Origin of the sequence: Sphingopyxis sp. 22461, assembly GCF_052044915.1 — a bacterium.
Lineage (GTDB): Bacteria > Pseudomonadota > Alphaproteobacteria > Sphingomonadales > Sphingomonadaceae > Sphingopyxis.
The window spans coordinates 1-23,387 of sequence record NZ_JBQENY010000016.1; the positions used below are offsets into that span (position 1 = coordinate 1).

24 protein-coding genes are annotated in these 23,387 nt (G+C 65.3%); 7 read left to right on the plus strand and 17 right to left on the minus strand.

Annotated features, from left to right (window positions below):
* The 11 genes from murD to ACTJI5_RS21100 form a co-directional block, all read right to left on the minus strand.
* Nucleotides 1–974, minus strand: a 974-nt coding sequence (gene murD / locus ACTJI5_RS21050; protein WP_440861682.1) for a UDP-N-acetylmuramoyl-L-alanine--D-glutamate ligase, incomplete at its 3' end; no start/stop codon positions are given.
* Nucleotides 971–2,041 (minus strand): phospho-N-acetylmuramoyl-pentapeptide-transferase, encoded by a 1,071-nt coding sequence (gene mraY / locus ACTJI5_RS21055; RefSeq protein ID WP_058536013.1) that lies wholly within the window; start codon nucleotides 2,039–2,041, stop codon nucleotides 971–973. The genes mraY and murD, both read right to left, overlap by 4 nt.
* Complete coding sequence (locus ACTJI5_RS21060) at nucleotides 2,041–3,417, minus strand: UDP-N-acetylmuramoyl-tripeptide--D-alanyl-D-alanine ligase (RefSeq protein WP_440861683.1); 1,377 nt, start codon at nucleotides 3,415–3,417, stop codon at nucleotides 2,041–2,043. Before ACTJI5_RS21060 ends, mraY begins: the two co-directional genes overlap by 1 nt.
* Nucleotides 3,414–4,853 carry a UDP-N-acetylmuramoyl-L-alanyl-D-glutamate--2,6-diaminopimelate ligase gene (locus ACTJI5_RS21065; protein ID WP_440861684.1) on the minus strand — a complete coding sequence of 480 codons (1,440 nt, stop codon included), beginning with the start codon at nucleotides 4,851–4,853 and terminating at the stop codon, nucleotides 3,414–3,416. The genes ACTJI5_RS21060 and ACTJI5_RS21065 overlap by 4 nt, the downstream gene beginning before the upstream one ends.
* Nucleotides 4,853–6,541, minus strand: coding sequence for a peptidoglycan D,D-transpeptidase FtsI family protein (locus tag ACTJI5_RS21070; protein ID WP_440861685.1), 1,689 nt, complete (start codon nucleotides 6,539–6,541; stop codon nucleotides 4,853–4,855). The genes ACTJI5_RS21065 and ACTJI5_RS21070 overlap by 1 nt, the downstream gene beginning before the upstream one ends.
* Nucleotides 6,538–7,152, minus strand: coding sequence for a hypothetical protein (locus ACTJI5_RS21075; protein WP_440861686.1), 615 nt, complete (start codon nucleotides 7,150–7,152; stop codon nucleotides 6,538–6,540). Before ACTJI5_RS21075 ends, ACTJI5_RS21070 begins: the two co-directional genes overlap by 4 nt.
* The gene (gene rsmH / locus ACTJI5_RS21080; protein ID WP_440861687.1) at nucleotides 7,146–8,117 is read right to left on the minus strand and encodes a 16S rRNA (cytosine(1402)-N(4))-methyltransferase RsmH; all 972 of its coding nucleotides are present in this window, start codon (nucleotides 8,115–8,117) and stop codon (nucleotides 7,146–7,148) included. Before rsmH ends, ACTJI5_RS21075 begins: the two co-directional genes overlap by 7 nt.
* A complete protein-coding gene (locus ACTJI5_RS21085) occupies nucleotides 8,114–8,614 on the minus strand; it encodes a division/cell wall cluster transcriptional repressor MraZ (RefSeq protein WP_058536007.1) in 501 nt (166 codons plus the stop codon). Before ACTJI5_RS21085 ends, rsmH begins: the two co-directional genes overlap by 4 nt.
* Before the next feature lie 276 nt (nucleotides 8,615–8,890).
* A complete protein-coding gene (locus ACTJI5_RS21090) occupies nucleotides 8,891–10,015 on the minus strand; it encodes a Gldg family protein (RefSeq protein ID WP_440861688.1) in 1,125 nt (374 codons plus the stop codon).
* Nucleotides 10,016–10,050: 35 nt separating this feature from the next.
* On the minus strand, nucleotides 10,051–10,446 hold the full coding sequence (locus ACTJI5_RS21095; protein ID WP_058536006.1) for a hypothetical protein: 396 nt from the start codon (nucleotides 10,444–10,446) through the stop codon (nucleotides 10,051–10,053).
* Nucleotides 10,443–11,432 carry a cysteine synthase A gene (locus ACTJI5_RS21100; RefSeq protein ID WP_440861689.1) on the minus strand — a complete coding sequence of 330 codons (990 nt, stop codon included), beginning with the start codon at nucleotides 11,430–11,432 and terminating at the stop codon, nucleotides 10,443–10,445. Before ACTJI5_RS21100 ends, ACTJI5_RS21095 begins: the two co-directional genes overlap by 4 nt.
* 194 nt (nucleotides 11,433–11,626) lie before the next feature.
* On the opposite strand from ACTJI5_RS21100, the gene ACTJI5_RS21105 reads away from it, so the two are divergent.
* Nucleotides 11,627–13,750, plus strand: a complete 2,124-nt coding sequence (locus ACTJI5_RS21105) for a TonB-dependent receptor (protein ID WP_440861690.1) — start codon at nucleotides 11,627–11,629, stop codon at nucleotides 13,748–13,750.
* A 61-nt stretch (nucleotides 13,751–13,811) separates the two neighbouring features.
* Here the strand turns inward: ACTJI5_RS21105 and ACTJI5_RS21110 are convergent, their stop codons facing one another.
* The 5 genes from ACTJI5_RS21110 to ACTJI5_RS21130 all read right to left on the minus strand — a co-directional run bounded on the left by ACTJI5_RS21110 (nucleotide 13,812) and on the right by ACTJI5_RS21130 (nucleotide 17,665).
* Nucleotides 13,812–14,351 (minus strand): hypothetical protein, encoded by a 540-nt coding sequence (locus ACTJI5_RS21110; protein WP_440861691.1) that lies wholly within the window; start codon nucleotides 14,349–14,351, stop codon nucleotides 13,812–13,814.
* A 34-nt stretch (nucleotides 14,352–14,385) separates the two neighbouring features.
* Complete coding sequence (gene fabG / locus ACTJI5_RS21115; RefSeq protein ID WP_440861692.1) at nucleotides 14,386–15,126, minus strand: 3-oxoacyl-[acyl-carrier-protein] reductase; 741 nt, start codon at nucleotides 15,124–15,126, stop codon at nucleotides 14,386–14,388.
* Nucleotides 15,127–15,247: 121 nt separating this feature from the next.
* A complete protein-coding gene (locus ACTJI5_RS21120; protein WP_440861693.1) occupies nucleotides 15,248–15,853 on the minus strand; it encodes a hypothetical protein in 606 nt (201 codons plus the stop codon).
* A gap of 1 nt (nucleotide 15,854) precedes the next feature.
* On the minus strand, nucleotides 15,855–16,793 hold the full coding sequence (gene fabD, locus ACTJI5_RS21125) for an ACP S-malonyltransferase (RefSeq protein WP_440861694.1): 939 nt from the start codon (nucleotides 16,791–16,793) through the stop codon (nucleotides 15,855–15,857).
* Nucleotides 16,794–16,837: 44 nt separating this feature from the next.
* Nucleotides 16,838–17,665 (minus strand): LD-carboxypeptidase, encoded by an 828-nt coding sequence (locus tag ACTJI5_RS21130; RefSeq protein ID WP_310256600.1) that lies wholly within the window; start codon nucleotides 17,663–17,665, stop codon nucleotides 16,838–16,840.
* A gap of 153 nt (nucleotides 17,666–17,818) precedes the next feature.
* Between ACTJI5_RS21130 and ACTJI5_RS21135 the strand changes: the two genes are divergently transcribed.
* The 6 genes from ACTJI5_RS21135 (at nucleotide 17,819) to ACTJI5_RS21160 (ending at nucleotide 22,408) form a co-directional block, all read left to right on the plus strand.
* Entirely contained in the window at nucleotides 17,819–19,213 is a 1,395-nt protein-coding gene (locus ACTJI5_RS21135; RefSeq protein WP_440861695.1) for a Mur ligase family protein, read from the plus strand.
* A gap of 158 nt (nucleotides 19,214–19,371) precedes the next feature.
* Entirely contained in the window at nucleotides 19,372–19,737 is a 366-nt protein-coding gene (gene rpsF, locus ACTJI5_RS21140; RefSeq protein WP_324070948.1) for a 30S ribosomal protein S6, read from the plus strand.
* Nucleotides 19,738–19,748: 11 nt separating this feature from the next.
* The gene (gene rpsR, locus ACTJI5_RS21145; RefSeq protein WP_037517582.1) at nucleotides 19,749–19,973 is read left to right on the plus strand and encodes a 30S ribosomal protein S18; all 225 of its coding nucleotides are present in this window, start codon (nucleotides 19,749–19,751) and stop codon (nucleotides 19,971–19,973) included.
* Between the two features lie 13 nt (nucleotides 19,974–19,986).
* Entirely contained in the window at nucleotides 19,987–20,610 is a 624-nt protein-coding gene (rplI, locus tag ACTJI5_RS21150; protein ID WP_440861696.1) for a 50S ribosomal protein L9, read from the plus strand.
* Between the two features lie 92 nt (nucleotides 20,611–20,702).
* Complete coding sequence (locus ACTJI5_RS21155) at nucleotides 20,703–21,752, plus strand: hypothetical protein (RefSeq protein WP_440861697.1); 1,050 nt, start codon at nucleotides 20,703–20,705, stop codon at nucleotides 21,750–21,752.
* Nucleotides 21,752–22,408: a Fe2+-dependent dioxygenase gene (locus ACTJI5_RS21160; RefSeq protein WP_440861698.1), complete on the plus strand. Its 657-nt coding sequence runs from the start codon at nucleotides 21,752–21,754 to the stop codon at nucleotides 22,406–22,408. The genes ACTJI5_RS21155 and ACTJI5_RS21160 overlap by 1 nt, the downstream gene beginning before the upstream one ends.
* Nucleotides 22,409–22,421: 13 nt before the next feature.
* Here ACTJI5_RS21160 and folE read toward each other — a convergent pair whose 3' ends face one another.
* Nucleotides 22,422–23,024: a GTP cyclohydrolase I FolE gene (gene folE / locus ACTJI5_RS21165; protein WP_440861699.1), complete on the minus strand. Its 603-nt coding sequence runs from the start codon at nucleotides 23,022–23,024 to the stop codon at nucleotides 22,422–22,424.
* Nucleotides 23,025–23,387 lie beyond the last annotated feature (363 nt).

The window sequence follows — 23,387 nt, forward strand, 5'->3', positions numbered from 1 at the left end:
GCCGCCAGCGCCGGTGCAGCGGAAGCCGCATTGGTAGCCTTGCTGTCATTGAACCAGCTGACCCCCCCGACTTCGCCGACCAATTCCATACGATGCGGCAGCGACTTGTAGGTCGCGAGGCCGCGTTCAATCTGTTCGTCGTTCATCCCCAGCACGCGGCACACGGCGATCGCGCACACGGCGTTCTGAGCGTTATGCGGCCCCTGCAATGCGGGCCAGCGCGCCTGGTCGACCGGGTCGACATCCTTTGCCGACACGCGGTGGAGGCGGTGATTGATCCGGCTTGCGATCATCTTCGACGGATCGTCGTCGACCGCGACGATCGCGACCTGATCGCGGTGCTGGAGGCCGAACAGCCGCGCCTTCGACGCCGTATAGCCCGCGAAGCCGTCGTAGCGGTCGAGATGATCGGGGCTGAGGTTGGTGAGCACCGCGATGTCGCACGCGAGGCTGTGCGACAGGTCGATCTGATAGCTCGACAGTTCGAGCACATAGACGCCGCCTTCGGCGAGCGGGTCACGGCTGAGAATCGGCAGGCCGATATTGCCGCCCATCAGCGACGGCACCCCGGCGCTTTCGAGCATATGCTGGATCAGCGCGGTGACAGTCGACTTACCGTTGGTGCCGGTGATGCCGACGACCTTGTGCGCGGGCAACTCGTCACGCGCCTCGGCAAAAAGCTCGACGTCGCCGATGACCGGGACATGCGCCTCACGCGCGTGCGCCGCGATCGGATGACGGTTGAGCGGCACACCCGGCGACACGACGACCCCTGCAAAACCAATCAGGTCGATCTCGAGCGGATTGCCGATGTCGGCGCCCAAGGCCATCGCATCGTCGCGCGCTTCCTCGCGGTCGTCCCATGCGGTCACGCCCGCGCCGCTGGCGACGAGCGCCTCGACGGTCGCCAGGCCCGAGCGCGCCAGTCCCAGTACCGCGTAGCGGCGACCGGCAAAGGCGCGCGAGGAGATCAACGGAGTTTCAAGGTCGCGAGCCCTGCGAGCGCGAGGACGATCGAGACGATCCAGAAACGGATGACGACGGTGGATTCGGGCCAGCCCAATTGTTCGAAATGATGGTGGATCGGCGCCATACGGAACACGCGCTTGCCGGTGCGCTTGTACCAGAAGACCTGGATAATCACCGACAGCGCCTCGACCACGAACAGCCCGCCGACGAGCACGAGCACCAGTTCATGCTGCGCGGTGACCGCGATCGTCGCGAGCGCGCCGCCGAGCGCGAGGCTGCCGGTATCGCCCATGAACACCGCCGCGGGGGGCGCGTTGAACCACAGGAAGGCGAGGCAGGCGCCGATGATCGCGGCGGCAAACACCGCAAGCTCGCCCGCCCCGGGGACGTGCGGAATGCCGAGATAGCCCGCGAACTTCACGTTGCCCGAGAGGTAAACGATGACGAGGAAGGTCAGGCTGGCGATGATCACGGGGAAGGTCGCAAGACCGTCGAGCCCGTCGGTGAGGTTCACCGCATTGCCGAAGCCGACGATCAATATCATCGCAAAGACATAGTAAAGCGGCCCAAGCGGGATGACGATCCCGCTGAAGAAGGGCAGATACAGGTCGGTACCGGTGCGCGAGACAATCAGCAGCACCGCGACCGCGGCGATGGCAAATTCGATCAGCAGCCGCACGCGCCCCGGAATCCCGCGATGGCTGGCCTTGGTCACCTTGTCGAAATCGTCGAGAAAGCCGACGACCGCGAAACCCGCGGTGACGAACAAACAGGCCCAGACGAAACGGTTCGAAAGGTCCATCCACAAAAGCGCGGAGATCATCAGAGAAATGAGGATCATCAGCCCGCCCATCGTCGGCGTGCCCTTTTTGGCGAGGTGGCTCTGCGGGCCGTCGTCACGGATCGGCTGCCCCTTGCCCTGCCGCATCCGCAGCATCAGGATGAAGCGCGGACCGATCCACAGCCCGAGGATCATTGCGGTCGCGACCGCGGCCCCCGAGCGGAAGCTCAGGTAGCGAATGAGGTTGAGAGCCCCCGGAAAGCCAAGCCATTCCGCCAGCCAATAAAGCATCAATAATCCCCGTTGGTCAGCGCCGTCACGACATGCGACAGCCCGACGCTGTTCGACCCCTTGACCAGCACGGCGTCGCCCGGACGGATCACGTCCTTCAGCCGCCCTACCGCGGCCGAGTGGGCGGGCACATGCTCGAAATCGATGCGTCCCTCAAGCGCTTTGGCGAGCGGCGCCATCTCTTCGCCGACAAGCAGGGCGAATTGCACTCCCGCCGCGACGAGCGGAGCCGCGAGACCCGCGTGATACGCCTCCCCGCCCGGCCCAAGCTCCTTCATCGCCCCGAGAATCGCGATCTTGCGGTCGGCGGATTCGGTGCCGAACTGGTTGATCGTCGCGACCATGGAAGCGGGGTTCGCGTTATAGCTTTCGTCGATGACGAGGATATGGCCGCCCGGCACTTCGACGCGGTGGCGCGCGCCGCGCCCGGTGAGGCCGCCCATTTCGGCAAAGGCAAGGCCCGCGGCGGGCAGGTCGCCGCCAACCGCCTTGACCACCGCAAGCACGGCGAGCGAATTGGCGACCCAATGCGCGCCGGCCTGCGCGATCGTGAAGCAGAGGAGCGAATCCTGGACCTGCGCCGTGACGAGCGAACCGCCCTTCCCGTCCGAAAGCCAGTCGACCGCGCGGACGTCGGCCCCTTCGTTCAGACCGAAGCTGACGACGTGCGCCGCGTGCTGTTCCGCCTTGGCGCGCAGCCTTGCATAATGCGGACTGTCGAACGGGACGATCGCGGTGCCGCCGGGTTCGAGTCCCTCGAAAATCTCGCCCTTCGCGTCGGCGATGGCCTCTTCGCTGCCGAAATATTCCATATGCGCGGGGGCGATGGTGGTGACGATCGCGACGTGCGGGCGCACCATGCGCGTCAATTCGGCAAGCTCGCCCGCATGGTTCATCCCCATTTCGAACACGCCGAAATCGGCGGTCGAGGGCATGCGCGCGAGACTCAATGGCACGCCGACATGGTTGTTGTAACTTTTGACCGAGCGGTGCGCCTTGCCCGGGCGAAAGCGGTCGAGCGCAGCGAACAGCGCTTCCTTCGTCCCCGTCTTGCCCGCCGAGCCGGTGACACCGATGATCCGGCCATGGCTGCGCGCGCGCGACGCGATGCCGAGCGCATTCAGCGCCTCGGCGCTGTCGGCGACGCGAACGTGCGGGTGATCGATCACGGTTTCGCAGACGATGCCCGCGGCGCCCGCCGCGATCGCCTTGTCGATGAACTTGTGGCCGTCGGTCGCCTCACCTTTCATCGCGACGAAGAGGTCGCCCTTCGTCACCTCGCGCGAGTCAAAGGCGACGCCCTGCACGGTGAAGTCGGCGCTCGCTTCGCCGCCGGTGGCGGCTGCGACGGCGCGCGCGGTCCAGAGCGGGTTCATGCCGCCTCCTCGCGCGCTACGGTCACATCGTCGAAGGGAATGACCCGCACGTCATAGCCGCTGCCGACGATCTGGCCCTGTTCGTGACCTTTGCCCGCGATGCAGATGATGTCGTCGGCCTTTGCTTCGGCGATCGCGGCGGCGATCGCGGCGCGACGGTCGCCGATGACTTGCGCGTCGGGCGCGCCGGCAGCGATCGCGCCTCGGATGACGGCGGGGTCTTCGCCGCGCGGATTGTCGTCGGTGATGATCAGCACGTCGGCGTTGGCTGCGGCGGCCTTGCCCATTTCGGGGCGCTTCGCCTGGTCACGGTCGCCGCCGGCGCCGAAAACGAGGATCAGGCGGCCGGTCGCGTGCGGGCGCAGCGCGTCGAGCGCGGCCTCGATCGCATCGGGCGTATGCGCATAATCGACATAGACGGGCGCGCCGGTCCGGGTGATCGCCGCGCGTTCGAGGCGGCCGCGCACGGGCTGGAGCCGCGCGAGATTGTTCAGCGTCAGCGCCGCGTCGCCGCCGGTCGCGATCACGAGTCCCGCGGATACGAGCGCGTTCGCGACCTGATAGGCGCCGATCAGCGGCAGATCGACCTTTTGGGTGAGGTCGCCTGCCGCGATGACGAGCGACTGGCCGAGTTGGGTCGGCTCGCGCGAGATCAGACGGAGCGTTTCGCCCTTCGAGCCGACGGTCAGCAGGCGGACGCCCCGCGCGGTCACCGCATCGATCACTTCGGCCGAATAGGCGTCATCGGCCCAGATCACCGCCGCGCCGTCCTTCACCACCACTTCGTCAAAAAGCCGCATCTTGGCGGCGAGATAGGCCTCCATCGTGCCGTGATAATCGAGATGATCGTGGCTGAGATTGGTGAAGGCGGCCGCCTTCACCGACAGACCTTCGGTGCGATACTGGTCGAGCCCGTGGCTCGACGCTTCGAACGCGGCGTGGGTGATACCTTCGGCGGCGAGCCCCGACATGTTCGAAAGGAAGGTGACGATATCGGGCGTCGTGAGTCCCGTCGATGCGCTGTCCATCGAGGTCGTGATGCCCAGCGTGCCGATCGACGCGGCGTTGAACCCGGCCATCCGCCACAGCTGACGCGTCATTTCGACGGTCGAGGTCTTGCCGTTTGTGCCCGTCACCGCGACGCAGGTCGCGGGAAAGCGGTGAAAGAAGCGCGCGGCGATATGCGCAAAGGCGCGGCGCGGGTTGGCGTCGGCGATATGTACCGCGCCCTCGACCTTCGCTTCGGGACGCGCGACGATCGCGACCGCGCCCGCTTCGACCGCGGCGGCAATGAAATCCTCGCCGTTGAATTTTTCACCGACGAAGGCGCCGAAAATCGTCCCCGGCGCGACTTTGCGATGATCGATCGCAAGCCCCGTAACGACGGGATCGCTGCCCCCCAGCGCCTGATCTTCGAGCAGCGCGGCGAGACGCATCAGTGCGTTTCCTCGTTTCTCCGCAGCAAGGGGATGAGTTCGGAGACATCGACGTCGCGGCTTTCGTCGGGGAAGACACCCAGCATCGGCCCCGCGCGGGTCACGACCTTGCGCACCACGGGCGCTGCGGTCCAGCCTGCGGTGCGCTGTCCCGAACTATACGCGTTACCCTTCGGCTCGTCGATCATCACGATCACCACATAGCGCGGATTGTCCATCGGGAAAGCCGCCGAGAAGGTCGAGACGAGCGAATGGCGACGATAGCCGCCCGCGCCCGGCTTTTCTGCCGAACCGGTCTTGCCCCCGACACGAAAGCCCGGCGCGTTCGCCTGCTTGCCGGTGCCGTCGGAAACGATGAGGCGGAGGAGCTGGCGCATCCGCGCGCTGGTCGCCGCCTTGAACACGCGGCGGCCCTGCGGCGGCGCCTTGTCGCCGAGCTTCATCAGCGTCGCGGGGCGATAGATGCCGCCGTTGACGAGCGCGGCATAGGCGCTCGCGAGATGCATCGGGGTCACCGCGATGCCGTGGCCATAGCTGGTCGTCATCGTGGTCACGCGGCCCCAGTCCTTCGGCCACAGCGGGAAAGCCCGTTCCTTGAGGTCGATCTGCGGGCGCTTGTCGAAATCGAGGTTGCGGAAGAGCCGCTCCAGATTCTCGCGCCCGAGTTCGTCGGCGATACGCGCGGTGGCGATGTTCGAGCTTTCGATCAGCGTCTCGGGCACATTGTACCAGCGGCCGGGATGGCTGTCGCGGATGCGGAAACCGGCGATCGGCAACGGCGCCGACGCGTCGTAGCGGCGTGCCATACTAGTGATCGTGCCGTCGTCGATCGCGGCCGCGATCGACAGCGGCTTGAAGGTCGAACCGAGCTCGTAGAGATTATAGGTCACCGCGTTGCGGCGCGTCGCCGGGTCGCTGCCGGTCAGCTTGTTCGGGTTGAAGGTCGGCAGCGAGGTCATCGCCGCGACTTCGCCGGTGTGGACGTCGAGGATGATCCCCGCGCCGCCAATCGCCTCGAGGTTCGCCACCGCCGAGCTCAGCTCGCTTTCGAGCACGCCCTGCACGCGCGCGTCGATCGACAGCGCGAGCGGCTCGCCGCGCGTCGCCTTGTCGATCAGCCGCTGGTCGAACGCGCCCTCGACGCCGGTGACGCCGTGCCCCTCGGCATTGGTGAAGCCGAGCACATGTGCGGCGAGCGTCAACTGAGGATAGAGGCGTTCCTTTTCGCGCGGGAAGTCGAAGCCGACGTCGCCGATCGCATTCACCGCCGCCACCTGGTCCGGCAGCGCGCGGCGGCGAATATAGGTCGGGCGCGAGCCGCTGACCTTGGCGAGCAGTTCCTCGCGCGGGGTGTCGGGGAAAATCTTGTGCAGTTCGTCGGCGAGGTATTGCCGGTTGTTGAGCAGCTTCGACGGGACGACGCGGATCGAATAGCCGTCGATCGTGCGCGCCAGCGGCACGCCGTTGCGGTCGACGATGTCGGCGCGCGCCGGAACGAAGGCGGTCGCCGCGTTGGCGCTCGACGAGGTATCGAATAGCGCGAAATAGAGGAGACGCACCGACACAACGAAAAATGCCGCCATGAACAGCAGCATCAGGATCATCAAACGCTGTTGCGCGGTCAGCAATATCTGCTGCCGCACCCCGGCGGTTCGGACCCTCGTTGGACGGACGACCAGCGTGTTCATCGGCCGGACTTGCCTCCTGCCGCTTCGGCCGCCGCCGCGCGCTTGAGATCGGCGAGCGTCGATTCGGCGAGCAACTGGTCCTCGATCATCTTCAATTGTTCGCGCCGGCGCGTCGGCGCCATCCGCGGCGTCACGTCGCTGCGGATCGCGGTATCGGCCTGCGCCAGCACGACCGGCTTGACGGCGACGGGCTTCGCGGCTGCGGGCTTGCTGGCGACCGGGCTTTCTTTCGGCGCGGTGACGGCCGGCGTGCCGACGGGCGACACCATCGCCATCAGCACCGGCGCGACCTCGTTGGCGCCGCGGGCGCGCGGCAGTCGGTCGAGCGACGCAAGCTGGCGCTCGCTCGCCAGATATTGGCCCGCATCGGGTGCCGAATAGCCGAAGGTGTCGGCGTTCCACTGCTCGAGCTGTCGCATCGAGGCGCGCACCGCGAGTTCGGATTCGAGGTAGCGGATGTTGTCGCGCGTGCGGTCGATCTGCTTTTCGATGCGCGTCAGTTCGCTGCGCGTCGCCGCCACCTTGAGCGACACGGGATAGAGCATCATCGCGAAGATGAGCACGAGCAGGACCAGGCCGATTCCCTGGAGCTTGCGGGCCGCCATCAGCATGACATCGCCTCCTTGATCGTCGAATGCGCCGGAGCAGATGTCCGGACCGCGCTGCGCAGCGTCGCCGAACGCGCGCGCGGGTTGCGCGCCTCTTCGGCCTTGCCCGGGCGCACCTTGCGCGCCGGGGTTTCGAAAGTTGCGGCCCGCGCCAGAGGGAGCGGCGCGGGCCGGTGGCGCGAACCCGCGGCATCGCCACCGCTACGTTCGCGCAGGAAGTTCTTCACGATCCGGTCCTCGGTGCTGTGGAAGCTGACGACGGCGAGCCGCCCGCCGGGACGCAAGAGACGCTCGGCCGCATTGAGACCCGCGATCAGCTCGTCGAGCTCGCCGTTCACATGGATGCGGATCGCCTGAAAGCTCTTGGTCGAAGGATCCTTGGGCGCGCCGGGCGGATGGCGCAGCGCCTTGCGGATCACCGTCGCCAGCTCGCCGGTACGGGTGAGCGGACGCGCCGCGACGATCGCGCGCGCAACGCGGCGCGACTGGCGTTCGTCGCCATAATGGAAGAGCACGTCGGCGATGACATGCTCGTCGGCGCTGTTCAGCCAGTCGGCGGCGCTTTCGCCTTCCTGCGCCATGCGCATGTCGAGCGGACCATCCTTCTGGAAAGAGAAGCCGCGCTCACCCTGGTCGAGCTGCATCGACGACACGCCGATGTCGAACGTGATACCGTCGACGGCGTCGATCCCGCGCTCGGCGAGCAGCCGGTCGATCTCGCCAAAGCGGCCGTGAATCAGCGTCAACTTGCCGCCGGCTTCCTCGACGAGCGCCTGCCCTCCGGCAATCGCATCGGGGTCGCGGTCGCAGGCGATGACGTCAGCGCCCGCGGCGAGCATCGCACGCGTGTAGCCGCCGGCGCCGAAGGTCGCGTCGACGTGGCGCTCGCCCGGGGCGATGGCAAGTGCGGCGAGGACTTCTTCACGGAGGACCGGATCGTGGCGTGGGTCGCGCGGAAGGTCGGTCACTTGCGCCCCTTCCCTTTGGTCGCGTCCCACGACGCGGCGAGGCGCTGCAACACCGGGTCCGCCTCGGCGCATTCGGCCAAGGCCGGCAACCACCAGATTTCGAGGCGGCGACCCGAGCCCACAAAAGCCGTCGCGCCGGCATCGCCGACGCGGTCGCGGTGGATGAAGCTGGGAAGGAAGCGACCGCTGTCGTCGAGCGTGTATGGCTCGGTATAGCTGAAACGCTTCTTGAACTCGGCATCTTCGTCGAAATCGAGGTTGCGCAGCCGCGCGGTTTCGCGGTCGCGTTCGATCTCGCCGTTCAGCCGGTCATATTGATCCTGGCCATAGGCGACGAGGCAGGGCAGCTTTTCGTGAAAGCCGACCCAAAGCACGCGCTGGCCGTCCGCAATGAGGGGCACATTGTTGCGGAACTGTGAGGGGACGGCGATGCGTCCCTTGCCATCGATCGCGGCGAAGCTGGTGCCCGCATACTGGCCGGGCGTCACAATCGCCATCGCTCTGCCCCCCGTATCGCGCCACCGGGCAAAACTTCCCCGTCCCCGAAATCGCATGATTCCAGCTGGTTCGGCACGGGTGGAGAATGCCCCTCTCCGATTCCTGAGTATCAACTATAGATCGGGGTGAAAAGGGGTAATTTAGGGTGAAATAGGGAATCTGACCCCCATTTGCCGCAAAAAGACCTCCGAATTGGGTAAATACCGGTCCCACGGCGCACAGCGGCACTGCGGGACAGGCTTCGATCGGGGTAAATCGGGGCGGATACGCCCGACTCAGGTGGTACGGGCGCGAATCCAGAGCGGATGAAGCAAGCTGTTTCCGGCACCGCGCCACAGGCGGGCCGAAAGCCACTCCATCGTATCGGCTTGGCGCAGATGATATGCGCCCGGAACGAGCGGACGCCATAGCGGTGCAAAGAGCAGATCGGCATCGCCCACCAGCCAAACCTCGCCCTGCCCTATCCGGCACTGCGCCGCGCGGCGATCGGCATAGGCACGGCAGGCAGTCGGCAGGCGATCCAGGCGTCCGGCGCTGAACAGGCGCAGGCGCGCACCGGCGACATCGGCCGGCAGCGGCTTGCTCTCCTGCGCGGGCGCGGCGCCCAGCATCACACCCCAATGGTCGAGCAGCGGCGTGAGCAGGCTCGTCACCGGCGCGTTGCGCGGATCGCCGAGCGGATGGCGCGCCGGCCAGCCCGACAGCGCATCGGCGAGTACGACCGCGCGCCCGCCGCCCCGCACGAACGCATCGATCGCGACCAGTTCCTGCGGCGCCAGCGCGCGCGGGTGCGCGATCAACAGCGTCCCGCCCGGCGGCGGCACATGATCGGCGAGGCTGTCGACCAGCGACACCGGCCCCGCCGCCGCCAGCCGCGCGAGCGCCGGATCGTCATTCGTCCCTTCGGCGATCATCGCCGCGATGCTTGGACTTGCCGACCAGCGCAGCGGCAGGCCGGTGAGCATGGTGACGGCAGGCGCGCCCGCCGAAGCCGACGCGGGCCGATAGAGGGTCGCGAGCAGCGCGTGCCCCGCCCCGAACCAGCCGACCACGAGCAGAAATCCGGCGAGCCACGACAGCAATTTACTCGGGCTGCGCCATTGGATGATCCTGTCCGCGAGCCAAGCCGCGATGCCCCCCGCTATGATCGCCAGTAGCAGCTGCAACCACGCCGCCGATCCGGCGAGAACGACGCCAAGCAAAGCCTGCGTTATCGCCACAAGCGCGAGAGTGAGAAGGCAAGCGCGACGCCGCGCCGCGACGGGCTCACCGCGCTGCCACCAGGCCAAAAGCAGCATCGGCGGCGCGAGCAGCGGGATCGCAAGCGCCGGATCGATGCGGCCGAGCAGCGCCTGCCCGCCCGCGACCCAGGCCAGCGCGACGATCGTGGCAGCTATCATGAAAGCGCGCAGCACGGGCCGGCGCGATGCCGCCGTCACTGGTTCGACTGGCGCGCGCGCTGGAGTGCAGGATCGGGTTCGAGGTCGGGCACGGTCGCCGATGGGGCGGCCTGCGGCACCTTTACCGGGGTCGCGGCATTTTCATCCTTCGACGAGGGCGACACCGCCTGAACGCCCAGTTCCTCAAGCGGCGCGCCGCTGGTTTTCTCTTCATCGCCCGGCATTTTGACTTCGGCGGTGGCGGCGGTGTCGCCGGCCGCGCTTTCCCGGGCGCGATCACCGATCAACCCGGCCATGCCGACGAGCAGCAACACCGTGAGCACCCCGGCGATGCCGATCTGCAAGCGGCGTATCGTGTCGTCGACGGGCGCGGTGGGGGGTGGCGGCGGCGCCTCTTTTGGGGACGAAGGAATTTCGATCCGCACGCTCATGCCGCCGTCTCCTTTGGCGTCTCCAGTCCTTTGCTCGCCAGCCATTCGGGGTTGTAGAGCGTCGAGAGATAGCGAAACCCGCTGTCGCAGAGGATGGTTGCAATGCGCTTACCCGGACCCAGCCGCCGCGCGAGCGCCATCGCCCCGGCGACGTTGATCCCCGACGACAGGCCGAGACATAGCCCCTCTTCGTCCAGAAGTTGGCGGACCACCGCGAGCCCCTCGGCATCCGAGATGCGGAACTGCGTATCGATCGGCGCGCCGTCGAGGTTGGCGGTGACGCGGTTCTGACCGATCCCTTCGGCAACGCTATTGCCTTCGGCGCGCAGCTCGCCGCACTGATAATAATTATAGAGCCCCGCGCCGTGCGGATCGGTGAGCGCGATGACGACGTCGGAATTATGCGCCTTCAGCCCGAGCCCGGTGCCCGCGATCGTGCCGCCTGTGCCCGCCGCGCAGGTGAAGCCGTCGATGCGGCCGTCCATTTGCTCCCATATCTCTTCGGCGGTGCCGAAGATATGCGATTTGCGGTTGGCGATATTGTCGAACTGGTTGGCCCAGATCGCATTGTCGGTTTCCTCGGCGATGCGGCGCGAGGTGTGGACGAAATGGCCGGGGTTGGCGAAGGGCGCGGGTGGGACGAGCACCAGTTCGGCACCCAGCGCGCGGATCGTCGCCATCTTCTCGGCGCTCTGGTTGTCGGGCATGACGATGATCGTCTTGTAGCCCAATGCATTGCCGACGAGCGCCAGCCCGATGCCGGTGTTGCCCGCGGTGCCCTCGACGATCGTACCACCGGGACGCAGGCTGCCGTTCGCTTCGGCATCGCGGACAATATAGAGCGCGGCGCGGTCCTTCACCGATCCGCCGGGGTTGGCATATTCGCACTTGCCCCAGATTTCACAGCCGGTGGCTTCGCTCGGCCCCTTGAGCAGCACCAGCGGGGTGTTGCCGATGAGGTCGAGGCTGTTTGCAGCAATAGTCATGCGCATGATCTAGGGCGCCGCCCGCAGCCCCGCAAGACAGCTTCGCTTGCCCTGTCAATGTTCGGCCTTTGTCGACCAACGGGCATCGACGTCCGACGAACGACAGCCCGGGACCGCCTCAAGGGTTGCGATTGTAACAGTATATCATTACTGGGTGCGCCGACAGGTCGCCATAACAACAGGACTCTCCCCTTATGCGTTTGCTTTGCTCCGCCGGTTTCACCTTTGCCCTCTTCCTCGCCGCCCCCGCGTACGCGCAGGACCGCGCCGCCGCGGGCGGCGACGACGATGTGCACACCGGCGAGCCGATCGTCGTCACCGCGCCCTATGTCCGTAGCCTCGATATCCTCGGCAATGTGTCGGTGCTCGAAGGCGACGAGCTGGCGCGCGACATTCGCGGGCAGATCGGCGACACGCTCACCCGCCAGCCGGGCGTGTCGGCGACGAGCTTCTCGCCCGGCGCTTCGCGCCCCGTGCTCCGCGGCTTTTCGGGCGAGCGCGTGCGCGTGCTCACCGACGGCATCGGGTCGATCGACGCGTCGAACACCTCCGCCGACCATGCGGTCACCATCGACCCGCTGACCGTGGAACGCATCGAGATTCTGCGCGGCCCCGCGGTGCTGCTGTTCGGCAGCCAGGCGATCGGCGGCGCGGTGAACATGTTCGACCGCCGCATCCCGCGCAAGGTTCCGACCGATCATGTCCATATCGATGCGATCGGCGGCTATGCGACCGCCGCGAACGACCGCAACATCGGCAGCTCGATCGACGTCGCGCTGAGCCCGCAGATCGTCGCGCATCTCGACGGCAGCTGGCGCAAGACGGGCGACGCCCGCAGCGGCGGCTTCGTCTATGCTCCCGGCATTCGCGGGGACCTGCTCCACCTTGCCGAGCATGAGATCGAGGACGGGCATCCCGACGAGGCGGCCGAACTGACGGCACAGGCGGGCAAGCGCGGCAAGATCGACAACACGCAGAGCGAGACATGGACCGCCGGCGGCGGCCTGTCGCTGATCAACGACGGTGGCCAGCTCGGCATATCGATCGGCTATTTCGACTCCAATTACGGTGTGCCCGACCGCCCGAACACCGCGCATGACCATGGCGGCGAGGAAGAAGGCGGCCATGACCATGGCGAAGGTCCCGTCACCATCGGCTTGAAGCAGTGGCGCGCGGATCTTCGCGGCGAAGTCGAGCTCGGCGACGGCTTCTTCGACAAGCTGCGCGTCCGTGCGGGCTTTGCCGATTACAAGCACACCGAGTTCGAGGGCGACGAGGTCGGCACCATCTTCACCAACCAGGGCATCGAAGGCCGGATCGAGCTGGCGCAGAACGACCGCGGCGGCTGGCGCGGCGCGAGCGGCGTGCAATACAGCCATCGCGACTTTGACGCGATCGGCGCCGAGGCGTTCGTGCCCCACAACCTGACCGACCAGTTCGCGCTCTTCACGCTGCAGGAATATACGATGGGTCCGCTCGGGCTCGAAGCCGCGGCGCGGTACGAAAAGACCAATGTCCGCGCCCACACGCTGGGTTTCGAACGCAATTTCGACAGCTTTTCGGGCGCGCTCGGCGCGACCTACGACATATTCGAGGGCGCGAAATTCGGCGTCTCGGTGTCGCGCGCGGTCCGTGCGCCGTCGGCCGAGGAGCTGCTGTCGAACGGTCCGCACATCGCGACGCAGAGCTTCGAGCTGGGCGACCCGAATTTGAAGCGCGAATCCAACTGGGGTGCCGAAGCTTCGTTCAAGATCAAGACCGACGCCTTCAACCTCAGCCTCACCGGCTATTCGAACTGGTTCGACAATTTCATCTATTCGGCGGCGACCGGCGCGGAAGAGGATGAACTGCCCGTCTTCCAGTATTTCCAGCGCGATGCACGCGTCTATGGCTTCGAGGCCGAAGCGAGCGCACGGCTGGCGCAGATCGGCGGGTTCAACATCGTCGGCGACGTCACCGCCGACATGACGCGCGCGAAGATCAAGAATGCGGGCCTCGACCGCAACGTGCCCCGCATCCCGGCGCTCCGCGTGCTGGGCGGGCTCGAAGCGCAGGGCGAACGCGTCGATGCGCGCGTCGAGGTCGAATGGACCGACGACCAGACGCGCGTCGCGCAGTTCGAAACGCCGACCGACGGCTTCACTTTGGTCAACGCCTCGATCAGCTGGCGCCCGCTTCCCGACACGAAAAATCTGACGCTCAGCCTGTCGGCGAACAATATCTTCGACGTCGAAGCGCGCCGCCACGCCAGCTTTACCAAGGATTATGTGCCACTGGCCGGACGCGATTTCCGGCTGACAGCCCGGGCGAGCTTCTAACCCCTCTCTCCGCTCGTCCCGAGGGCCGGGTCCGGTTCAGCCGGATCCGGCCCGTTCGGGTTCAGAAGGCGAGCAGCTTGCGCTTGTTCCAGTAGATCGAGGTCGCGGCGGCATAAGCGCCGACCTTTTCCCAGGCGGCGCCGTCGACCTTTTCGATGTCGACACCGCTTTCGATATAGGCCTGGACGATCTTCATGATCTGATCCTCGGTCATGTCGCCCGACAGATCGGGGTTCGCGCCGCCGGGACCGAAATCGAGCGCCTTGTCGACGATCACACTCGCCAGGCCAAGTTTTGCGATGTCGCCCATCAGCCATTCGCGCGAAATGCGCGCGAGGCTGTAGTCGAAATAGACACTCTTTTGTTCGGCGGCGATGCCATGGCGCGTCACACAATTGTCGGTGACCGCGCCAAGCTGTTTGAACAGCGCCTCGCGCGATGCTTCGTCGCCGCCACCGGCCATCGCGAGACCGATCGAATTCTTGGTGCCGATCGGGACCGACGTGACGACGCAGTCGAACTTCTCGCCCTCTTGCGCCCGGACCGCGCCCGGAAGCATCGCCAAGGCAAGTGCAACGCCCGCGATCAGACCCTTATGCATCGACGAATCCTTCCGCCCTTTAGGGTGCGACCCCTCAGGACAGCATGGCCATCCCGCCGTTCACATGCAACGTCTGACCGGTGACATAGCCCGCTTCCTTCGACGCCAGATAGACGACGGCGGCGGCGATATCGTCGCCAGCACCCATCCGGCCGGCCGGAATGCGCTGGTTGAGTGCCTCTTTCTGCGCGTCGGGCAGGTCGTCGGTCATCGCGGTGGCGATAAAGCCCGGCGCGACGCAGTTCGCGGTGACGCCGCGGCTCGCGAGTTCCTGCGCCAGCGCCTTGGTCATGCCGGTGACGCCCGCCTTTGACGCGGCATAATTGACCTGCCCCGGATTGCCTGTCGCGCCGACGACGCTGGTGATCGAGATGATGCGGCCGAACCGCGCCTTCATCATCGGCTTCGCCGCAGCCCGCGCAAGGCGGAAATTGGCCTCGAGATTGATGCGGATGACATCCATCCACTCCTCGTCCTTCATGCGCATGATCAGGTTGTCGCGCGTGACGCCGGCATTGTTGACGAGAATATCGAGCTGGCCCAACGCCTCGACCGCCGACGGGACGAGCGCATCGACCGCGGCCGCATCGCCGAGGTTGCAGGGCAGCGCGACATGGTCGCCGCCGAGCGTATCGCGGAAGGCATTGAGCTTGTCGGCATTGGAGCCCGACACCGCGAGCCGCGCGCCCTGCGCCGCGAGCGCCTGCGCGATGGCCGAGCCGATGCCGCCCGAAGCGCCGGTGACGAGGGCGGTCATGCCGGTGAGATCGAACATGGTTTTGTTCCTTAGTCTGGGGTCCGAATCTCGGACGTCGGTGTAAGATGATTTTCGCGCGGAGAACGCAGAATCCAATGGTTAGAACAGCACAACCGCCCGCTAATCCAAAGGCGAGATTTTAAAACTCACTGAACCGTCTCTTCGTGATCTCCACCATGCCCCTCGTGAGCAGCCAGGCGCCTATGTAGTTTGTGACCTCGTTATTAATGGGAAGCCCTGATCGCCGCGTGATATGCTCGTTCAAATAGCTTATGTCGTCTTCTGACGGTACAGGCACTGCTTTTACGGCGAAAATGGCATCAAGAGCAGGAAGCATGATGGACATCAAACGCTTTGAATCTGTGCTTGAATAGGCACCGCGAAGCTGAGCCATTTGTTGAGAACTCAAAGGAGTGTTCTTATCGATGGCAGCCGCCGTAAGAATGCTAACCTTGTAATACACGGCCTGCTCGATTGCCCTCTGTGGCCATGCGTTTGCGTCCGCGCAATATCGCAGGCGCGTAGCAATCGAGTTCTCGATATCATTCGGCAGACGTTTGGCAGCTTGCCAGTCCGCCAAGCCATATTTCTCAACAAAGCGGTCCATTGCCGCCAGCTCGGTGCCAGAATATCCAACATCCATACATCCGAGATTTTCTGCCGCCTCAACATTTATTGAAGTCAAACTGAAAAGCAGCAGCGCTGACGCGGCCCACAGTCTGTGGTTCAACGTCGCAAGTCGCATTTCAAAAACCTTTCAGCAGCGCTTCGATGTCATCCATCGAAATCACGCTCACCGTCTCGACTTCGCCCGATGCGCTGCGCTTGACCATCGGGCCGAGCACCTTGCCGCCGAATTCGACGAACTGCTGGACACCGACATCTTCCATCGACGCGACGCTTTCGCGCCAGCGGACGCGGCCGGTGACCTGTTGGACCAACAGATCGCGGATCGTGTCGGCGTCGCTCACCGGGCTCGCGGTGACATTGGCGACGACGGGCACCAGCGGCGCGGCGGGCGGGTTGGCGCCGAGCGCCTCGGCCATTGCGTCGGCCGCGGGCTGCATCAGCGGGCAGTGGAAAGGCGCCGAGACGGGGAGCAGCACGCCGCGCTTGATGCCATAATCTTTCACGAGGGCGACGGCGCGCTCGACCGCGCCCTTGTGGCCCGAAATCACGACCTGCGACGGGTCGTTGTCGTTGGCAACGGTGCAGACTTCGCCCTCGGCCGCGGCGTCGGCGAGTTTCTGCGCGGTGTCGATGTCGGCGCCGAGCAGCGCCGCCATTGCGCCGACGCCGACGGGCACCGCCGCCTGCATCGCCTGCCCGCGCGTCTTGAGCAGGCGAGCGGTGGTTGCGAGGTCGAAGGCGCCGGCTGCGCAGAGCGCGCTATATTCGCCGAGGCTGTGGCCCGCGACAGAATCGGCCTTGGCGGCGAGCGTCACGCCGCCTTCTTTTTCGAGCACGCGCAGTGTCGCGATGGCATTGGCCATGATCGCGGGCTGAGCGTTTTCGGTAAGGGTGAGCTGGTCCTCCGGGCCTTCGCTCATCAGCTTGAACAGCTTCTGGCCAAGCGCGTCGTCGACCTCCTGAAACACTTCGCGCGCGACCGGCGAAGCGTCCGACAACGCCTTGCCCATGCCGACGGCCTGGCTGCCCTGACCCGGAAAAATGAATGCGCGCATATTGCGTCCCCTGCGGTGATATTCGTTACCGCGCGCCTATTCCTTCACCCCGCACGATGCAAGCCGAAGGGCACGACCTTGTTCGCAGCGTCGTGGCCGATGTCCGCGCGGCCGAGCCAGGGGATGCCGGTGCGCCCGCACCAATCGCGAGCGATCTCATCGGCCTCCATGCCGAAGGGGCGATCGTTTTCCGGAATGTCGCCGACCCGTCCCAGCCGCAATCCGGCAAGCCCGCGCGGGCCCAGACAGGTCGCGACGTGAAAGAAGGCGCGGTCGAAGGCGTAAAGATATTCGCTCACCTCCTCGACCAACACGACATGACCCGAAAGATCGGGTTCGAGCGGGGTGCCGATCAGCATCGACAGCGTCATCAAGTTGAACGCCGCATGGCGGGCGCCATGCTGCAATCCGGCTTCGCAAGCACCCGGATCGCGCGCAACGAGCCAGTCGAGCGCGCGCAGCACTGCCGCGTCACCGCCCTCGCGGCGGATATCGGCGACCATCGGGCCGTGCGCGACATGGTCGAACCCCTCGCGATAGAGCGCACCGAGCAGATTTCCCTGATCCGAATAGCCGAGGAACGCCTTGGCCCTCGCCGCGTCGGTCATCGCCGCGACCGCATCTTCGGCGATCCGGCATGCACCATAACCGCCGCGCGCGAACCAGATCGCGTCGATGTCGGGGCGGTTCGCCATCTCGACGAGCGCGGCGAAGCGGTGCCCATCCTCGCCCGCGAAATGGCCGTGAACAGCGAAGCATTGCGCGTCGAAGACAAGTTCGACGTCGGGGTAACCGAGGCTTGCGAGCGCGCGAACGGCCTCCGCATCATCGGGTAAAATGGGTGTCGACGGAGCGACGATGCCTATGCGCATGCAGCGACCTTTAAATCCGTTCGTGTCGAGCGCAGTCGAGACACCCATCGGCGGCGCGCAAGGTCGAGGGGCATCTCGACTTCGCTCGATGCGAACGGGAAAGAGAGTGCCGCTCTGGTTGCAAACCCTTCGTCAAAGCCATATCGCGCCGCGATGGCCGAAAACAAATCCTATTTCTTCTGCGGCATCGGCGGGTCGGGGATGCTGCCGCTCGCGATGATCGTCGCGGCGCGCGGTGACGCGGTGTCGGGGTCCGATCGCAGCCGTGACCAAGGGCGGACGCCCGGTAAATTCGCCTGGCTCGAAAGCCAGGGCATCGCCTTTTACCCGCAAGACGGCAGCGGACCCAAAGCCGACCAGATCCTCGTCGCCTCGGCGGCGATCGAGGACAGCGTTCCCGATATTGCCGCGGCCAATGCGCTCGGCCTGCCGCGGATGACGCGCGCCGACCTGAATGCCGAGCTGTTCAACGCGGCCGACAGCGCGATCGGGGTCGGCGGGACGAGCGGCAAGTCGACCGTCACCGGGATGATCGGCTGGATCCTTGAAAGCGCGGGCCGGAAACCGACCGTGATGAACGGCGCGGTCATGCGCAATTTTTCGGGCGACGACAGGCCATTCGCGAGCGCGCTGGTTGGCGACGCCGCGATCTACGTCAGCGAAGTCGACGAAAGCGACGGATCGATCGCGCTCTATCGCCCCGATGTAGCGGTGGTCACCAACATCAGCCTCGATCACAAGAGCCTCGAAGAACTCCATGCCCTGTTTGCCGATTTTCTCCTCAAGGCGCGCGTTGCCGTGGTCAATATCGACGATGAGGAAAGCACACCCTTCCTTTCATTGGACAATCATATTTCATTCGGTTTTAGCGAAGGCGAAGACACCGACATTCGTGGAAGCGATTTCGAAGCCTTGCCCGACGGCTGCCGTTTCGCCGTTCATGCCGATGGCACCGCGTATCGGGTGAGGCTTCGCATGCCCGGCCGTCACAATGCAGCCAACGCGCTCGCCGCGATCGCCGCCACCCACGCGGCGGGCACGACCGTAGCACAGGCGGTCGAGGCGCTCGCGGACTTCGCCGGCCTCGCGCGCCGCTATGAGGTGCTCGGACAAGCAGGCGGGGTCACCGTGATCGACGATTTCGCGCACAACCCCGACAAGGTGGCCGCGACGCTCGCCGCCGTGTCCGAACTGCCGGGCCGCGCTTTGATCTTCTTCCAGCCGCACGGTTATGGCCCGCTGCGCCAGATGGGCAAGGAACTCGCGGCAAGCTTTGCCGCCGGAATGCGCCCCGATGACAAGCTGTTCGTGTGCGACCCCGTCTATTTCGGCGGCACCGTCGACCGCAGCATCGGCAGCGAGGCGCTCGTCGCCGATATCGTCGCGGGCGGGGCTGACGCCGTGCATCTGACGACACGCGCAGCCTGCGGTGCAGCGATGCTCGACGAGGCCAAGGCGGGCGACCGCATCCTCATCCTCGGCGCGCGCGACGACACGCTCACCGAATTCGGGCGGGAACTCTTGGGAAAGCTGGCGCTCTCCGCTTGATTTCTCCCCGCGAATCTGTATAGGCGCGCTCATTCGGGGCGAGGCCACGTTGCCATCGCCCCGTTTGCTTTGCACCAATCCGTAAAGCTTGACGACAGCCGGAGGGGTTTCGCGATTGGCGCGAAGCCAGCGATCGGCCAAATCGAAGGAAGCGCACCATGCCGTTTTACGAGCATGTTTTTATCGCGCGTCAGGACCTGAGCCAGGCTCAGGTCGACGCGCTGGCGGAAACCGTCACCAACGTCATCGGCGAATATAAGGGCACGGTTCACAAGACCGAGACCTGGGGCCTCAAGCAGCTCGCCTACAAGATCCAGAAGAACCGCAAGGGTCATTATGTGATGTTGTCGGCTGAAGTCGCAGGCGAAGCCATCGCAGAGATCGAGCGTCAGGCTGCGATCAACGAAGATATCATCCGCTGGCTCACCATCAAGGTCGACGAACTCGAAAAGGGTCCGTCGGTGATGATGCGCAAGCAGGAACGTCGTGGCGGCCGCGGCCGTGACCGCGACGGCGAAGAATAAGGATAAAGATCATGGCACGACCCTTTTTCCGCCGCCGCAAGACCTGCCCCTTCAGCCAGAAGGACGCACCGGTCATCGATTACAAGGACGTCCGTCTGCTCCAGGGTTACCTGTCGGAGCGTGGCAAGATCGTCCCGTCGCGTATCACCGCGGTGTCCACCAAGAAGCAGCGTGAGCTGGCAAAAGCGATCAAGCGCTCGCGCCACATCGGCCTGCTCCCCTACATTGTTAAGTAAGGAGGGCTGACCGATGGAAATCATCCTGCTCGAACGCATCGAGAAACTGGGCGGTATCGGCGACGTCGTCACCGTCAAGAACGGCTTTGCCCGTAACTATCTGCTGCCGAACAACAAGGCGCTTCGTGCGAACGACGCCAACAAGAAGCTGTTCGAAGCGAACCGCGGCAAGATCGAAGCCGATAACGCCGAACGTCGCACCGACGCCGAAGGCCGCGCCAGCGGCATCAACGGCAAGCAGATCGTCCTGATCCGTCAGGCATCGAACACCGGCCAGCTTTACGGCTCGGTTTCGGTCCGTGACATCGTCGACGCGCTCGCCGAAGACGGCGTCGAAGGCATCGGTAAGTCGATGGTCGAACTCGAACGCCCGATCAAGTCGCTCGGCCTGGTCGACGTCAAGGTCAAGCTGCACCCCGAAGTCGTCGTGACCGTCGGCGTCAACGTCGCGCGCTCGCCCGACGAAGCCGAAATGCAGAAGCAGGGCATCGACGTCATCGCGGCGATGTTCGAGGAAGAACAGGCCGAGGCAGTCGCCACGGCACTGGAACCCGACAGCGAAGACGAATTCGAAGACGCAACGCCGCCTTCGGAGCTCGCTCCCGAAGCTGCTGCGGACGAAGCCGAAGACGCTTAAGCTTCCTCTGGCCAAAGCCTTTTGAAAGGGCCGCGTTTCCGAAAGGAGGCGCGGCCCTTTTCTTATGGTCCGCCCTTTCCTATGGCTCGGCGATGGCCGATGATCCTTTCCAGCGCCGCTTTGCCGCCGATGCGAGCCTGCTGCCGCATATGGCGGACCTCGCAAACGACCGGGTGCTGATCGCACTGCTGACCGAAGCCGATTATCGCGCCGCAAGCTTCCTCGACCAGCGACTGCTCACCGATCGCATCGGGCGCGAGTGGATGGCGTGGGACACCCTGCCCGATCTGGGCGCCGCGGCCCCTGCGCCGCACTTCATCTTCCATATCGGCCATGTCGGATCGACGCTCATGTCGCGACTGCATGCCGAGGTTGGCGAGGTACTGCCCTTGCGCGAGCCGATGTTGCTCCGCACGCTGGCACAGGTCGCCGAGCGGATTGACCGGCCCGAGTCGGTCTGGTCGCCCGAGCTTTATCGCCGGCGCCTTGCACAAGCTGTCGGATGGCTGGGCCGCGACTTCGCCCCCGGCCAGCGCGCGATGGTGAAGGCGTCGAGCGTGATCACGGCGATCGCCGACGAGCTGACGGGTGCCGATGGCCGCGCGCTGTTCCTCTACGTCCCGCTCGCGCGCTACATCGAGACGATCCTGGCCGGCGAGGCGTCGATGGCCGAGACGCTGGCGCAAGCCCCGGCACGCATGGCGCGACTTGCCGCGCTGCTGCCCGATTTCCCGTTCGCATTGTGGCAGCTGCCACCGGTGACGCGCGTCGCGATGAGCTGGCTTTGCGAGATGGCCACGGCGCAGCAGACGTTGCCGCGCGCCGATCCGCGGCATCTGTGGGCCGATTTCGAAGGCGTGCTGGCCGATCCCGCCGCCGCGCTCGCCGCGCAGTGCGGGCATTTCGGATTGTCGGTCGATGCGGCGCGGATCGACGCCGCGCTCGCCGGACCTGTGATGCGCCAATATTCTAAGGCGCCCGAGCATGGCTATAGCCCCGGTCTGCGCCGCGAATTGCAGGCGCAGGCGGCCGTCGGACACGCGCCCGCCATCGCCGAAGCGATCGCGTGGGTTGAAGCGCTCGCCGCACGCTATACAAGCCTCGGCGACCTGCCGATCCGCGGCAACCAGGAAAGCGCATAATGTTCAAGCTCGTCCAGCTGCTCGACGATGGCGCGGTCCGCGCGCTGCGCGAGATTGCCGCCAGCGGCAAGTTTGTCGACGGAAAGATCAGCAACCCGCATTCGAAGGTGAAGAACAACCTGCAACTTCACGACGCCGGCGCTTATGAACGCTCGTCGAAGATATTGCTCGATGCGATGGTGCAGAACCCCGATTTCATGGAATTCTCCTTTCCGGCACGGATCGCGCCGCCGTTGATAACGCGGTACACGCCGGGCATGCATTACGGGCTGCACCCCGATGCCGCCTATATTCCCCTGCCCGACGGCCAGCTGCGCACCGACGTCAGCTGCACTATCTTCCTGAACGATCCTGCCGATTATGAGGGCGGCGCGCTGCACGTGCAGTTGGGGGGTGCCGACCTACGCTTCAAGGAAGCTCCAGGGGTCGCAATCATCTATCCCTCGCACACGCTGCACGAGGTCGAACCGGTGACGCGCGGCGAGCGGCTCGTCGCAATCACCTTCATCCAGAGCCTGATCCCCGACGTCGCGCACCGGAATTTGATGTACGAACTGAACGAAATTGCCGCGATCGAGGGCGGCAAGATGGAACCCGCGAACTTCACGCGGCTGCAGGCGGTCCAGTATCAGCTCTTGCGGATGTGGCGGCGCTAAGGCCGTCCGCCCATCAATAGCCCATCAGGCTCAGCACTTCCTTGCGGCTGCTTTGGTCCTCGAGGAAACAGCCGAGCAGGCGGCTCGTCACCATGCCGACGCCCGGGGTGCGCACGCCGCGCCCGGTCATGCAGCCATGCTGTGCATCGATGACCACCGCGACGCCTTGCGGCTGGAGATTGTCCCAGATGCACTTCGCGACCTCGGCGGTCAGCCGCTCCTGCACCTGCAGCCGCCGCGAAAAGCCGTTGAGCACGCGGGCCAGCTTCGAAATGCCGACGACCCGGTCGCGCGGCAGGTAAGCGATCGAGGCCTTTCCGGTGATCGGCGCCATATGATGCTCGCAATGCGACTGGAACGGAATGTCGCGCAGCAACACGATCTCGTCATAGCCGCCGACTTCCTCGAAGGTGCGCGACAGGTAAAGCGCCGGATCGTCGCCATATCCCGAACAATATTCCTTCCACGCGCGCGCGACACGGCGCGGTGTGTCGAGCAGTCCCTCGCGCGCCGGATCGTCGCCCGCCCACTCGATGAGCGTCCGCACGGCGTCCGCAACATGGTCGGGAACGACCACCTTGCCGTCCGGTCCCAACTCTTGTCCGTTGTCGCTCATCGCCCCGCTTTCACTGTTGCCTTCATGTCGCACATTTCGGGGCGAATGCGACGATAAGCAAGGGCCAGAGAAGAAGAAATTGTCCTCTCCCATCAACTTTACGTTGCGGAATCTTGGCTTTTTCACTTTTCGGAGAGGCGCGGTTTCGCGTCCTTTTTTGAACCAAACAAGTCACTTGACGCTTTCGTCAACTCGGCGCACCTTTGCTCCATACAGAACTCGCTCAAGCGGGTCGTATTCCGGAGAGGCCGGCGTTTTCCCCGACGCCGGTGGGAGAGGACGATGACCAGCACAGCTGGCAAGTGGGATTCACGAGGGCACATGGCCGCTTTAGCCGGGTGCCCTTTGCCATGTCTGGTCGTT